This window comes from Stenotrophomonas sp. STEN087, assembly GCF_056759115.1.
This window is the reverse complement of sequence record NZ_JBRRCR010000099.1, coordinates 1-14,058: the sequence shown is the minus strand read 5'-3', so window position 1 is coordinate 14,058 and position 14,058 is coordinate 1. Positions and strand designations below refer to the sequence as shown.

The 14,058-nt window shown below is 68.4% G+C and carries 13 protein-coding genes; 4 read left to right on the top strand and 9 right to left on the bottom strand.

What is annotated here, in order from left to right:
- Positions 1-189: 189 nt before the first annotated feature.
- The 9 genes from recO to rpoE all read right to left on the bottom strand — a co-directional run bounded on the left by recO (position 190) and on the right by rpoE (position 8,835).
- Positions 190-909, bottom strand: a complete 720-nt coding sequence (gene recO / locus ACVOK1_RS18230; protein ID WP_108769589.1) for a DNA repair protein RecO — start codon at positions 907-909, stop codon at positions 190-192.
- Between the two features lie 18 nt (positions 910-927).
- Positions 928-1,824: a GTPase Era gene (gene era, locus ACVOK1_RS18225; RefSeq protein WP_108769590.1), complete on the bottom strand. Its 897-nt coding sequence runs from the start codon at positions 1,822-1,824 to the stop codon at positions 928-930.
- On the bottom strand, positions 1,821-2,501 hold the full coding sequence (gene rnc / locus ACVOK1_RS18220) for a ribonuclease III (protein WP_079222748.1): 681 nt from the start codon (positions 2,499-2,501) through the stop codon (positions 1,821-1,823). The genes era and rnc overlap by 4 nt, the downstream gene beginning before the upstream one ends.
- The gene (locus ACVOK1_RS18215; protein ID WP_108769591.1) at positions 2,491-2,874 is read right to left on the bottom strand and encodes a DUF4845 domain-containing protein; all 384 of its coding nucleotides are present in this window, start codon (positions 2,872-2,874) and stop codon (positions 2,491-2,493) included. The genes rnc and ACVOK1_RS18215 overlap by 11 nt, the downstream gene beginning before the upstream one ends.
- Before the next feature lie 32 nt (positions 2,875-2,906).
- Positions 2,907-3,701 carry a signal peptidase I gene (gene lepB / locus ACVOK1_RS18210; protein WP_108769592.1) on the bottom strand — a complete coding sequence of 265 codons (795 nt, stop codon included), beginning with the start codon at positions 3,699-3,701 and terminating at the stop codon, positions 2,907-2,909.
- Between the two features lie 54 nt (positions 3,702-3,755).
- Complete coding sequence (gene lepA / locus ACVOK1_RS18205) at positions 3,756-5,549, bottom strand: translation elongation factor 4 (RefSeq protein WP_164075431.1); 1,794 nt, start codon at positions 5,547-5,549, stop codon at positions 3,756-3,758.
- 182 nt (positions 5,550-5,731) lie between these two features.
- Positions 5,732-7,267, bottom strand: coding sequence for a DegQ family serine endoprotease (locus ACVOK1_RS18200; protein WP_481562854.1), 1,536 nt, complete (start codon positions 7,265-7,267; stop codon positions 5,732-5,734).
- 75 nt (positions 7,268-7,342) lie between these two features.
- Complete coding sequence (locus tag ACVOK1_RS18195; protein ID WP_481562853.1) at positions 7,343-8,218, bottom strand: sigma-E factor negative regulatory protein; 876 nt, start codon at positions 8,216-8,218, stop codon at positions 7,343-7,345.
- Positions 8,215-8,835, bottom strand: a complete 621-nt coding sequence (rpoE, locus tag ACVOK1_RS18190) for an RNA polymerase sigma factor RpoE (protein ID WP_079222753.1) — start codon at positions 8,833-8,835, stop codon at positions 8,215-8,217. The genes ACVOK1_RS18195 and rpoE overlap by 4 nt, the downstream gene beginning before the upstream one ends.
- A 235-nt stretch (positions 8,836-9,070) precedes the next feature.
- Between rpoE and ACVOK1_RS18185 the strand changes: the two genes are divergently transcribed.
- The 4 genes from ACVOK1_RS18185 to ACVOK1_RS18170 all read left to right on the top strand — a co-directional run bounded on the left by ACVOK1_RS18185 (position 9,071) and on the right by ACVOK1_RS18170 (position 13,870).
- Positions 9,071-11,134: a 3-hydroxyacyl-CoA dehydrogenase NAD-binding domain-containing protein gene (locus tag ACVOK1_RS18185; protein ID WP_108769596.1), complete on the top strand. Its 2,064-nt coding sequence runs from the start codon at positions 9,071-9,073 to the stop codon at positions 11,132-11,134.
- A 355-nt stretch (positions 11,135-11,489) separates the two neighbouring features.
- Positions 11,490-12,353, top strand: coding sequence for a pirin family protein (locus ACVOK1_RS18180; protein ID WP_406236432.1), 864 nt, complete (start codon positions 11,490-11,492; stop codon positions 12,351-12,353).
- Positions 12,354-12,497: 144 nt separating this feature from the next.
- Positions 12,498-13,217 carry an aquaporin Z gene (gene aqpZ, locus ACVOK1_RS18175; RefSeq protein WP_481562852.1) on the top strand — a complete coding sequence of 240 codons (720 nt, stop codon included), beginning with the start codon at positions 12,498-12,500 and terminating at the stop codon, positions 13,215-13,217.
- 194 nt (positions 13,218-13,411) lie between these two features.
- Positions 13,412-13,870 (top strand): hypothetical protein, encoded by a 459-nt coding sequence (locus tag ACVOK1_RS18170; RefSeq protein ID WP_164075580.1) that lies wholly within the window; start codon positions 13,412-13,414, stop codon positions 13,868-13,870.
- Positions 13,871-14,058 lie beyond the last annotated feature (188 nt).

Here is a 14,058-nt window from a genome sequence, read left to right as displayed (position 1 = left end):
GGGGTCCCGGGGCCCGGGGCTTGCGCCGTTTGTAGGCGGCGACCGAGCTTACATGGACGTACTTGCAGCGTCCCCTGCCACCGGACCCATCCCGCCAACCCTCAGGAAGCCAGCTTTTGCCGTTGCTCCGGCCGTTGCCGTTGATTGAAGCAGGTGCAGGGCTGCAAGCCCTGCCGGACACCCTCCCCTTTACCTCCGGGGAGTGAGCTGCTCGAGGAGTTCCCAGGATTTGAGACCCTTGGCCCCCAGGTGATGGGACAGCACCCGCCGCATCGGCAGGCGCAGGCTGGCCAGGTCTGTCGCATCTGGCTCGTCGTCCGCCGCCAACGCCAGCAGCGCCGAGCCCGTTGCTGCGGCCCGGCGTTCGCCACCGCGCTCGCTCAGCAGGCGCTGCGGGCCTTCCTGCGGGTCCAGTTCGTAGCGGGCCGCCGGGTCCACCGGCTGGCCGTCGCTGGCTGTGTCCAGCTCGAAGCCCAGCCCCAGCGCCGCCAGCAGCTCACGCTCGAAACGGCGCAGCGTCCATGCCAGGCCCGCGCCCACCGCCAGCCGCGCGCGCGCCTCGCCGTAGGCCAGGTACAGCTCCGGCAGCGGGTCCTGGCGCGGGGCCAGGCGCAGGGTCAGTTCACTCAGGTAGAAACCGGCCAGCATCGCCTGGCCGACCAGGCGCGGGGCCGCGTCCAGCGCCTCGGCGCCGCGCAGCTGGGCCAGTTCACCGCGCTGCAGGGCACTGAAGCGTATCCACTGCAGCGGCTGCAGGGCCGCGCGCAGCACCTGGCCCTTGGCGGTGGACACGCCACGCGCCAGCAGGCCGATGCGGCCGTGCTGCGCGCTCAGTACCTCGACCAGCAGGCTGGTCTCGCGGTAGGCCCGTGCATGCAGCACGAACCCGGTGTCGTCCTCGATCAGCATCGAAGCGACCGTCGCGGCTTATTCGTAGCCGAAGGCCTTCAGTGCGGCCTCGTCATCGGACCAGCCTTCACGCACGCGCACCCAGGTTTCCAGGAACACCTTGGCTCCGAACAGACGTTCCATCTGCATGCGGGACTTGGCACCGATATCCTTCAGGCGGGCGCCGCCCTTGCCGATCACGATGGCCTTCTGGCCTTCGCGCTCCACCCAGATGACCGCACCGATGCGCAGCAGGTTGCCGTCCTCGGTGAAGCGCTCGATTTCCACGGTGGTGGCGTACGGCAGCTCTTCGCCGAGCTGGCGCATCAGCTGTTCACGCACCAGCTCGCCGGCCAGGAAGCGCTGGCTGCGGTCGGTGATCTCGTCCTCGCCGAACATCGGCGGGGCTTCCGGCAGCAGGGCCAGCACGTCGCGGACCAGGGCTTCCAGGCCGTTGCGCTTCTGCGCGGAGATCGGGTGCACGGAGGCGAAATCGCGGCCTTCGGTCACCTGCTGCAGGAACGGCAGCAGCGCGCCCTTGTCCTTCATACGGTCGATCTTGTTGACCACCAGCACCACCGGGATGCCGGCATCGCGCAGCACGTTGAAGGCCAGGCTGTCTTCTTCGTCCCAGCGGCCGGCTTCGATCACCAGCAGGCCAGCGTCGACGCCTTCCAGCGAGCCGCGCGCGGCGCGGTTCATCACCCGGTTCATCGCCCGCTTCTGCACCTTGTGCAGGCCGGGGGTGTCGACCAGCACCAGCTGGCCTTCCGGGTAGGTGGCGATGCCCAGCAGGCGATGGCGCGTGGTCTGCGGGCGGTTGGAGACGATGCTGACCTTGGCGCCGACGAGGGCGTTGGTCAGGGTCGACTTGCCCACGTTCGGGCGGCCGATGACGGCCACGCTGCCGCAATGATGGGGAGTTTGTTCGCTCACTTGGAATCCAGTTGTTCTAGGACGGCCGCAGCCGCTTGTTGTTCGGCAAGCCGGCGCGAAGGGCCTTCACCTTCGGTGCTGGCGGCAGGGTCCGCGACGTTGCAGCGTACCCGGAAGTGCTTGGCGTGGTCGTCACCGGATTCTGACACCAGTTCGTACTGCGGCAACGCCTTCTGTCGGGCCTGCAGCCATTCCTGCAGGCGGGTCTTGGGGTCCTTCTCCGGCCGGCCGGTGGCCGGCAGGGCCTCCATCGAGGCGGCGAACCAGGGCAGCACGACCGCCCGGCAGGCCTCGAAGCCCACATCCAGGTAGATCGCGGCCACCACGGCCTCGAGGGCGTCGGCCAGGATCGAGTCGCGGCGGTGGCCACCGGACTTCAGTTCGCCCGGGCCCAGGGTCAGCCGCTCACCCAGTTCCAGGGTGCGGGCGATCACCGCCAGCGCGCCTTCACGCACCAGCTCGGCGCGGGCGCGGGTCATCGCGCCCTCGTCGGCCTTGGGCCAGCGCTGGTACAGCGCCTCGGCGACCATCATGTTGACGATGCTGTCGCCGAGGAATTCCAGGCGCTCGTTATGCGGCGCACCGGCACTGCGATGGGTCAGCGCCTGCTTGAGCAGGGCTGGATCGCTGAAAACGTGACCGATCAGGTCACCACGTTGGATGAATTTACTGGGCACCGCTACGAACGAGGTCCTGGGATGATTCGAACTTGCCAACCACGTCGAGGTTGCCCACCAGCGGGCGACGCACTTCGTAATTGACGTTGAGGGTCCAGCCGTTGTCACGACGGTTGAACTTGACGTTGGCCGGCTTCACGTTGTCCGAGTAGTTGATGTACAGGCGCTTGAAGAACAGTTCCTGGATCTGCGCCGGCGCCATGGTGCCGACGCTGGGCTCCTTGGCCAGGCTCTTCATCGCCGAGCGCACGGCGTAGTACTCCTGGTACATCGGGAACAGCTTCATGCCGATGTACAGGAAGAAACCAACCACGATCAGGACCACCAGGAAGGAGGTCAGGGTCATGCCGCGCTGCGTGTTCATCTTCTTCATTGCGTTCTCCCCAGATACGCGTGGATGTGAAGTCAGTTGATGCCCGAGCCGATCCGCGACGGCTGGAAGCCATCCTTGCAGAACCAGCCCTGGCAGTTCAGCCAGATCAGGAACGCACGACCGCGCAGGTTTTCTTCCGGCAGCAGGCCCCAGAAACGGCCGTCATCGCTGTTGTCGCGGTTGTCGCCCATCACCAGGTATTTGCCAGCCGGCACGGTCCACTGGCCCTGGCCGCGAGGATAGTCGGTCTCCAGCACGGTGTGGGTGCGGCCCGGCAGGTGCTCGACCAGCAGGTTGGCGCCCTCGCCCTGGCCCTTGTCGCCGGCGTAGATGCCCTTGTTGTCGTACTTCAGCGGCTCGCCATTGAGGATGACGCCGTCGCCTTCGAAGACCACGGTGTCGCCCGGCACGCCGATGACGCGCTTGATGAAGTTCTCGCCCTTGGCCGGATCGTTGTCGCTGTGGCCCGGGAAGTGGAACACCACCACGTCGCCGCGCGACGGTTCGCCGAACGGCACGAACTTGGTGTTGGTGATCGGCAGGCGCAGGCCGTAGGAGAACTTGTTGACCAGGATGAAATCGCCGATCAGCAGGTTCGGCATCATCGAGCTGGACGGGATCTTGTACGGCTCGGCAATGAAGCTGCGCACGATCAGCACCACCACCAGCACCGGGAAGAAGGCGCGTGAGTAGTCCACCAGCACCGGCTCGGTATCCAGCAGGCCGGCGCGCTGGGCGCGGCGCTTGGCCAGGTAAAGCTTGTCGGCCAGCAGGATCAGGCCCGAGGCCAGGGTCAGTACGACCAGGAGGATCTCAAACAATTTCATTCAGGGTCCTTTGCAACGTCACCGGACGAACGGCCCCGAAGGGCCGCTGCGGGCTTACTTGTTGTCCATCTGCAGCACGGCCAGGAAGGCTTCCTGCGGGATTTCCACGCGGCCGACCTGCTTCATGCGCTTCTTGCCTTCCTTCTGCTTTTCCAGAAGCTTCTTCTTGCGCGAGACGTCGCCACCATAGCACTTGGCCAGCACGTTCTTGCGCATGGCCTTGACCGTGGTGCGGGCGATGATCTGCGAGCCGACGGCGGCCTGGATGGCCACGTCGAACTGCTGGCGCGGGATCAGGTCCTTCATCTTCTCGCACAGCTCGCGGCCGCGGCGGTCGGCATGGCTGCGGTGCACGATCAGCGACAGGGCATCGACCTTGTCACCGTTGATCAGCACGTCCACGCGCACGAACGGGCCGGCGTCGAAGCGCACGAAGTGGTAATCCAGCGAGGCATAGCCACGGCTGACCGACTTCAGTTTGTCGAAGAAGTCCAGCACCACTTCGGCCATCGGCAGCTCGTAGCTGATCTGCACCTGGCTGCCCAGGTAGTTGATGCCGAGCTGGCTGCCGCGCTTTTCTTCGCACAGCTTGATGATGTTGCCGATGTACTCCTCGGGGGTGAGTACGTTGGCGCGGATGATCGGCTCGCGGATCTCCTCGACATGGTTGACCGGCGGCAGCTTGGCCGGGTTGTCCATGTTGACGATGGTGCCGTCGGTCTTCAGGACTTCATAGATCACCGTCGGCGCGGTGCTGATCAGATCCAGGTTGTATTCGCGTTCCAGGCGCTCCTGCACGATTTCCATGTGCAGCATGCCGAGGAAGCCGCAGCGGAAGCCGAAGCCCATCGCCTCGGAGCTTTCCGGCTCGAAGCGCAGGGCCGCGTCGTTCAGGCGCAGCTTGTCCAGCGCTTCGCGCAGGTCCGGGTAGTCCTCGGCGTCGACCGGGAACAGGCCGGCGAACACGCGCGGCTGCATTTCCTGGAAGCCCGGCAGCGGCTTCGGCGCCGGATCGGCGGCCAGGGTCAGCGTATCGCCGACCGGCGCACCGTGGACGTCCTTGATGCTGGCGGTGACCCAGCCCACTTCACCGGCACGCAGCGCCGGCAGCACCTTGCGCTTGGGCGTGAACACGCCGACGTTGTCGACCTGGTGGGTACGGCCGGTGGACATGACCTGCAGCTTGTCGCCGGCCTTGATCTGGCCCTGCATGACGCGCACCAGCGAGACCACGCCCAGGTAGTTGTCGAACCAGGAGTCGATGATCAGCGCCTGCAGCTTGTCGGTATCGCGCGGCACCGGGGCCGGAATACGATGCACGATGGCTTCCAGCACGTCCTGCACGTTCAGGCCGGTCTTGGCGCTGACCGGCACGGCGTCGGCGGCATCGATGCCGATGACGGCCTCGATCTCGGCCTTGGCACGGTCGATGTCGGCGGTGGGCAGGTCGATCTTGTTGATCACCGGCACCACTTCCAGGCCCTGCTCGACGGCGGTGTAGCAGTTGGCCACCGACTGCGCTTCCACGCCCTGGGCGGCATCGACCACCAGCAGCGCGCCTTCGCAGGCGGCCAGCGAACGGCTGACTTCATAGGAGAAGTCGACGTGGCCGGGGGTGTCGATGAAGTTCAGGTGGTAGGTCTGGCCGTCCTTCGCTACGTACGGCAGCGAGACCGACTGGGCCTTGATGGTGATGCCACGCTCGCGCTCGATCGGGTTCGAATCGAGCACCTGCGCTTCCATCTCGCGGGCCTGCAGGCCGCCGCAAAGCTGGATGATGCGGTCGGCCAGCGTGGACTTGCCGTGGTCGACGTGGGCAATGATGGAGAAGTTGCGGATGTTCCGCATCGAATCAGAAGACATAGGTGGCGGCGGCGCGCGGCGTCGTCAGGGTAACGGTCGATTATCGCATGCCCGGGGCCCTGCCGCGAAAGCGGCCTGATCGGGCCGGGCCCGGAATGGCCGAAGCCCCGCCGGGGCGGGGCTTCGGGGGGAGTGACAGGGCCGCCCGGGGGGCGGCCGTGAAGGCCTTACTGGCCGGCCTTGACCGCCACGAAGGCGCTGTTGCCGCTGCTGGCACGGACCAGCAGCAGGACCACATCGCCCTTCTTGTAGGGCGACAGCGCGCGGTTGAGCGCATCGACACTGCCGACCGGGGTGTTGCCGACGCGCAGGACGACCATGCCCGGGGCCAGGCCGGCGTCACGGGCACCCTCGCCCTTGACCCCGGTGATGCGCACGCCCTCGCCCGATTCCAGGCCCAGCTGCTTGCGCTGCACCGCGTTGAGCTCGGTCACGTCCAGGCCCAGCAGGGCATTGGCACCGGACTGCGGCGCGGCGTCGGCATTGGCAGCAGCCGGGCCGCGGGCGTTGTCCTGGCCGTCATCGGTCAGGGCGGTCAGGGTGGCGCTGAGCTCACGCGGCTTGCCATCGCGGTAGACCACCAGGCTCACCTTGCTGCCCGGGGCCATCGCGCCGATCAGCGGCGGCAGGTCGGACCAGGTGTTGACCGTGCTGCCGTTGACCGAGCGGATGACATCGCCCAGCTGCACGCCGGCCTTGGCCGCGGCACTGCCGGGCACGATCTGGTTGACCAGCGCGCCACGGCTGTCCGGCAGACCCAGGCCCTGCGCCTTCAGCGAATCGATCGGTTCGACCACCGCGCCCAGCTGGCCGCGGGTGACCTTGCCGCTCTTCTTGATCTGCTCGACCGCGCTCATCGCCAGGTCGATCGGGATCGCGAAGCTGATGCCCATGTAGCCGCCGGAGGCGGAGAAGATCTGCGAGTTGATGCCGACCACTTCACCGCGGGTGTTCAGCAGCGGGCCACCGGAGTTGCCCTGGTTGATCGCCACGTCGGTCTGGATGAAGGGTACATAGCGCTGGTCCGGACCGCCGGTGCTGCGGCCGACGGCGCTGACCACGCCAGCGGTGACCGAATGGTCGAGGCCGAACGGCGAGCCGATCGCGACAACCCACTGGCCCGGCTTGAGGGTGTTGGAATCGCCCACGCGCACGGTCGGCAGGTTCCTGCCGTCGATCTTCAGCAGGGCCACGTCGTACTGCTGGTCGCTGCCGACCACCTTGGCGGTGAACTCGCGGCTGTCACCCAGCTTCACCTTCACCTCGCTGGCGTCGGCCACCACGTGGTAGTTGGTCAGCACGTAGCCGTCGGGCGAGATGATGAAGCCCGAGCCCATGCCCCGGCCCTTGATGCTGGGGCCGCCGTCCTGGCCACCCTGGCCCTGCCCCGGCATCGGGAAGTCAGGGCCGAAGAAGCGGCGGAAGAACTCCGGCATGTCGTCGTCGCCCATCGGGCCGCGCGACGCCTGGCGGTTGTTGCGCACGATGGTGACGTCGACGTTGACCACGCCGGGGCCGACCTGTTCGACCAGGTTGGTGAAATCAGGCAGGCCGCTGACCAGCGGTTGCGCCGGGGCACGCGGCGCGTCGGCGGCGGCCGGGGCCGCCTGCGGTGCGGTCGGCGCGGCGGGCTGGGCACAGGCCACCAGCGGCAGGGTCAGGGCGAGCAGGCCCATGGCCTGCGTGCGGAGTCGGTGAGTCATCGGACGGCAACCTCCGGATCGGATGGAGAGGGGGAAGGAGGGCCCCGCCAGTGGCGGGGCATGGGCCCGCACGTGTCAGTCGCGCGGGCGCTGCGGCGCTGGCAGTTCTTCCTGCAGGCGCGGTTCGAACGGGTAGAACGCGGCGCCACCGGACGAGGTCGGGAAGCTGGCGTTGAGCGCGCCGCCCCCGGCCGGGGCCAGGCTGGACTTCGGCCACGGCCGCGCCTGCAGGCTGCCGACATCGCCGAAGGGCAGGTGGCGGGTGCTGCTGGCCGGCACGCTGGGGCTCAGCGCCGGCTGCGCGGCGGCCACCGCACGCTGCGGTGCGTCGTCCCGCTGGGCCACGCGCGCGGCCTGCTGGCTGCGGGTGGCGCTGGCGCGGCGGGCGTCCTGGCGGCGGCTGGCGGCCATCGCCACGGTCGGGGCGGCGACCACGGCCATCGCAGCGGAGTCGGCCGAGGCTTCGGTCACCGCGGCCTGGTCGGGCGCAGGCGCCAGTTCGGCCTGGCTGGCCACCACCTGCGGCGGCAGGGTCTCGCCGGGACCGGCATCCTTCAGCTTCTCGCCTCCCATGAACAAGGCCACGGCGGCCACCGAGGCGGCCAGTGCGGCACCGCCACCCCAGGCACGCCAACCGGTGCGGCGCACCTGGCGGCGCGGTTCGGCCTGCGGCGCCGGTTCGGCAGCGATAGCGGCGGCGACGGCGGCGCTGAATCCCGGCGGGGCCAGCAGCGACGCCTGGCCACGCATCACGTCGCCGAGCAGCTGCCAGCGTTCCTGGCTGCCGGACAGTTCCGGGTCATGTTCCATGCGGCGCAGCAGGAAGCGCGCCTCATCGGCACCAAGCTCGCCATCGACCAGGGCCGACAGCTGTTCGCGGTGGCGCTGGTCCAGGCGCTGCCCGGCGGGGGATTGGTGGTTCTGCGATTCGTTCAACGGACTGTGGGTCATACGCGGCTCTTCTCGCGGGTGGCGCTGCCGATGTCCAGCAGCGGCCGGAGTTCAGTGTCGATCGCCTCGCGCGCCCGGAAGATCCGGGACCGCACGGTGCCGATCGGGCACCCCATCTTCTGCGCGATTTCCTCGTAACTCAGGCCTTCCACCTCGCGCAGGGTGATCGCCGACCGGAGCTCTTCCGGCAGCGCGTTGACGGCCTTCATCACCGTCTGTTCCAGCTCCTGGCGCATCAACTCGCGTTCGGGCGTGTCGGTGTCGCGCAGGCGTGTCCCGGTATCGAACTGCTCGGCGTCGCCGATGTCGATGTCATCGGTCGGCGGGCGTCGGTTGTGTGAAGCCAGGTAGTTTTTGGCAGTGTTCACGGCGATCCGATGCAACCAGGTGGAGAACTGGGCATCGCCACGGAAACTTCCGATCGCGCGGTACGCGCGGATGAAAGTGTCCTGGGCGACGTCCTGACATTCGCTCCAGTCGGCGATGTAGCGACCGACCAGACCGACGACCCGGTGCTGGTACTTGCGTACCAGGACATCGAAGGCCGCGCTCTCGCCGCGCTGCACGCGCCGGACCAGTTCCAGATCCAGCTCCTGTGGTGTTTCAACATCGGCCATGAGGGGCCGCACTCCTGTCAGCCCAACCGACGTCGGGCAATGAGACTGCCAATCCCGGGAAAAGTTCAGTCGCCGATCACCTGGCGCCGCACCAGCTTTTAACCACCGTTCCGCTAGCGTCCCGGTCCGGGGCCATGGATCCGGGGTCGCCACACCCCAGCTATAGGGATTTGACGCGGGGGAAACAACCTCTGGATCATAGCCGCTTCTCCATACACAACCGGATGGAACGTTCATGCTCTCAGGCTTCGATGGTCTCCGCTTCAGCCACTGGCACCCCGAGATCCGCGATGACGGCGTGGTCGTGCTGTCTTTGGATCGTCAGGACAGCAGTGTCAACGCGATGTCGCAGGACGTGCTGCTGGAGCTGGGCGACCTGCTCGAGCGCATCGCCCTGGACCCGCCCAAGGGCGTGGTCATCCAGTCGCTGAAGAAGGCCGGCTTCATCGCCGGGGCGGACCTGAAGGAGTTCCAGGAGTTCGACCGCCGCGGCACCGTGAACGACGCGATCCGCCGCGGCCAGTCCACCTACCAGAAGCTGGCCGAGCTGCCCTGCCCCACCGTGGCGGCCATCCACGGCCACTGCCTGGGCGGCGGCACCGAGCTGGCGCTGGCCTGCCGCTACCGCGTGGCCTCCAATGACAGCAGCACCCGCATCGGCCTGCCGGAGACCCAGCTGGGCATCTTCCCGGGCTGGGGCGGCAGCGCGCGCCTGCCGCAGCTGGTGGGCGCGCCCGCGGCGATGGACATGATGCTGACCGGCCGCACCCTGTCGGCCTCGGCCGCCCGCGGCATCGGCCTGGTCGACAAGGTGGTGGCCCCGGCCGTGGTGCTCGATACCGCCGTGGCCCTGGCCCTGTCCGGCACCACCCGCCCGTTCAAGCAGCGCGCGACCGCCTGGGCCACCAACACCTGGCTGGCGCGCAAGCTGCTGGCCCCGCAGATGGTCAAGCAGGTCGCACGCAAGGCGAAGAAAGACCAGTACCCGGCGCCGTATGCGCTGATCAGCACCTGGCAGCGCACCGCCGGCAAGCCGGTGCAGGCGCGCCTGGACGCCGAGCGCCGCGCGGTGGTGAAGCTGGCCAGCACGCCGACCGCGCGCAACCTGATCCGCATCTTCTTCCTGACCGAACGCCTGAAGGGCCTGGGCGGCGGCGATTCCGGCATCCGCCACGTGCACGTGGTCGGCGCCGGCGTGATGGGCGGCGACATTGCCGCCTGGGCCGCCTACAAGGGCTTCGAAGTGACGCTGCAGGACCGTGAGCAGCGCTTCATCGACCCGGCCATGGAACGCGCGCAGGCCCTGTTCGCCAAGAAAGTGCGCGACGAGAGCAAGCGCCCGGCGGTGGCCGCGCGCCTGCGTGCCGACCTGGAAGGCAACGGCGTGGCCGAGGCCGACCTGGTCATCGAAGCCATCATCGAGAACCCGGAGGCCAAGCGTGCGCTGTACCAGACGCTGGAACCGAAGATGAAGCTGGATGCGCTGTTGACCACCAACACCTCGTCGATTCCGCTGGTGGAGCTGCGCGACCACATCCAGCGCCCGGCCCAGTTCGCCGGCCTGCACTACTTCAACCCGGTCGCGCAGATGCCGCTGGTGGAAATCATCCACCACGACGGCATGGCACCGGAGACCGAACGCCGCCTGGCCGCGTTCTGCAAGGCGCTGGGCAAGTTCCCGGTGCCGGTGGCCGGCAGCCCGGGCTTCCTGGTCAACCGCGTGCTGTTCCCGTACATGCTGGAAGCGGCCACCGCGTATGCCGAAGGCATTCCGGGCCCGGTGATCGACAAGGCCGCGGTGAAGTTCGGCATGCCGATGGGCCCGATCGAACTGATCGACACGGTGGGCCTGGACGTGGCCGCCGGCGTGGGCAAGGAGCTGGCGCCGTTCCTGGGCCTGCAGGTGCCCGAGGCACTGGCGACGGTGGACCCGGCCAAGCGCGGCAAGAAGGATGGCCAGGGCATCTACACCTGGGAAAACGGCCGGGCGAAGAAGCCGGACGTGGCCCGCGACTACCAGGCCCCGGCGGACCTGGAAGACCGCCTGATCCTGCCGCTGCTGAACGAGGCGGTGGCCTGCCTGCACGAAGGTGTGGTGGCCGATGCGGACCTGCTGGATGCGGGCGTGATCTTCGGTACGGGCTTTGCCCCGTTCCGTGGTGGTCCGATCCAGCACATCCGCGCGGTCGGTGCCGATGCGATCGTCGAGCGGTTGAAGGCGCTGCAGCAGCGCCACGGCGATCGATTCGCCCCGCGCCCGGGCTGGGACAATCCGGTCCTGCGCGAACCCGTGGTGTGAGTGTGTCGGCCGGGCCTGCGGCCCGGCACCCGCTGGATCAACATCCAGAGCCAAAGCCAGAGCCGGAGCCGGAGCAACAGCCGGCTCTGGCTTTTCTGTTTGTTGGGCGGGGGGGGGGGGGGGGGGGGGGGGGGGGGGGGCCGCTGGTGGGGCCCCTCCGCCCCGGCTTTTTGTTGTTGGGGGGGGGCCGGGCGCACCCCCCCCCCCGGGCCCAAACACATGCCCCCCATCCGCCAACATAGCCACGAGGGGCTGCGCCGTTGGCTGGAACAACCTGTTACTCGCATGGGGCATGTGCCCGCCACGACCGCATGCCATGCTGGCACCCTTGATCCCTGCCAGCGAGAACGCCCGCATGACCACCATCATCGCCCCGCGCGTCCACGACATCGGCGGCCTGGAAGTACGCCGCGCCGTGCCCACCCTGCAGGCCCGCAGCATCGGCTCGTTCGTGTTCGTCGACCAGATGGGCCCGGCGATCATGCACCCCGGCACCGCCATCGACGTGCGCCCGCACCCGCATATCGGCCTGGCCACCGTCACCTACCTGTGGTCCGGCGCCATCGGCCACCGCGACACGCTGGGCTCGGACCAGGTCATCCGCCCCGGTGACGTGAACTGGATGACCGCCGGCCGTGGCATCGCCCATTCCGAACGCACGCCGCCGCCGGATCGCGACCACGACAACCCGATCCACGGCATGCAGACCTGGGTCGCGCTGCCGAAGTCGCACGAGGAGATCGAACCGGCGTTCTACCACCATGCCGCTGCCACCCTGCCCGAGCAGCGCCGCAACGGCGCGTGGCTGCGCGTGATCGCCGGCCGCGCCTATGGCGAGGAATCGCCGGTGAAGGTGTTCGCCGATACGCTCAACGTGGCCATCGACCTCGACCCGGATGCGGAGATCGACATCGACAACGGCCATCGCGAACGCGCGTTGTACATCCTCGAGGGCCAGGCCCAGCTGGATGGCGTGGACATCCCCGCCCAGCACCTGGTCATTCCCGAGGCCGGCGCCATTGGCCGCCTGCGCGCGAAGACGCCGGTGAAGGCAATGCTGTTCGGTGGCGAGCCGCTCGATGGCCCGCGCCACCTGTGGTGGAACTTCGTGTCCAGCTCCAAGGAGCGCATCGAACAGGCCAAGCACGATTGGGAAGCCGGGCGCTTCGGCACCATCCCCGGCGACGACAAGGAATTCATTCCGCTGCCGCAGTACTGAGGCAGAAGGCAGTCGAGCGAGCTCGACTCTACGGCAGGGCCTCGGCACTGCCCGCCGCGGTCCACGCACCTTATACGCGGCCATCACCTGCCGTGCACTCCACTGCGGCCGCACGCATCCGCGCGCTTCATTGGAGTGCAGGTCATGGGCATGGGCAAACGTTTTGCCGCCGAGTTCCTCGGCACGTTCTGGCTGGTCCTGGGTGGCTGTGGCAGCGCGGTCCTGGCCGCGAAATTCGGCGGTGATGGCAACCCGCTGGGTATCGGCTTCCTTGGCGTGGCACTGGCCTTCGGCCTGACCGTGGTCACCGGCGCGTACGCGTTCGGCCACGTCTCGGGCGCGCACTTCAATCCGGCGGTCAGCGTTGGCCTGTGGGCCGGCGGCCGCTTCCCGGCCCGCGACCTGGTGCCGTACATCATCGCCCAGTGCGCTGGCGGCCTGCTGGCCGGCTTCATCCTGCTGCAGATCGCCTCCGGTGCGCCTGGCTTTGCCATCGACGGCAGCCAGGCCGGGGCGTTCGCCAGCAACGGCTACGGTGCGCTGTCGCCGGGCGGCTACAGCGTAGCGGCCGCCTTCCTCTGCGAAGTCGTGCTCACTGCGGTGTTCCTGGTGGTCATCATGGGAGCGACCCACGGCAAGGCCCGGGCCGGTTTCGCGCCGCTGGCCATCGGCCTGGCCCTCACCCTGATCCACCTGATCAGCATCCCGGTCACCAACACCTCGGTAAACCCGGCACGCTCCACCGCCGTCGGGTTCTTCGCCGGCAGTGGCGCGACCGGGCAGCTGTGGCTGTTCTGGGTCGCTCCGCTGCTGGGCGGCATGATCGGCGGAATGATCTACAAGTGGGTCGGCAGCGACCGCTGAACACCCCCCCTCCATCACGGCCGACACTCGGCCGTGATGGTTACGGTTGTAACCGCAATTTGTGCGATCGCTCACGTTCCGTTAAGGTGGGGATGACCGTCCGTACACCTGCGGACGGCTTGGCATCCGGGGATGGGATGCCACCGCCACCGGCGCGCCGGTGGAGCCTTACGACACGCCACCTTGGGGGATGCATGAAGTTCGCGCCTGTTCTGTTGTCGAGCCTGCTGTTTGCCGCGGCCCAGGCCGCCGCGCAGGCTCCGGTCGAGTGTCCGTCGCTGCCCGCCAGCAGCGGCCTGCAGTGGCAGGAGCAGGCACAAGCTGATTTCGTGGTGTGCCGCGCGGCCACCGCCGATGGCCGTGAAGTGCTGAGCCTGATGCTCAGCCAGCGCGATCCGGGCATTCCGCTCAGTCGTTCGCTGCGCCAGGAAAAGGGCAGCTTCGGCGGTGAATCGATGTACTGGTACCAGCCCGACCTGGGCGGCCAGCAGCCGCCGGGCTATGCCGAGCGGCGCATCAGCGTGATCAAGCTGGACAAGGGCCGCTATGCGCAGATCGCACTGTACCCGGGCAGCACCCAGGAACTGGGCAGCCTGCAGCAGCTGGCGCAGGGCATGAGCCTGACCCCGTCGGCCGTGGCCGACGGACGCTGAGCGGGCACGGGGATGACTGCCTGGCAGCATTCCCGCACTTCAACATTGATCGGTAGCGCCGGGCCAAGCCCGGCGGCCGGGCGCGAGCGCGCGCCGCCGGGGAATCCGCCGCGCGGGGGCCGGCGCGCCCCCGCAGCAGGCGGGGTGCGGGCAAAAGCCGCCGGGCGGCGACAGGTGGTGGCGGGGGG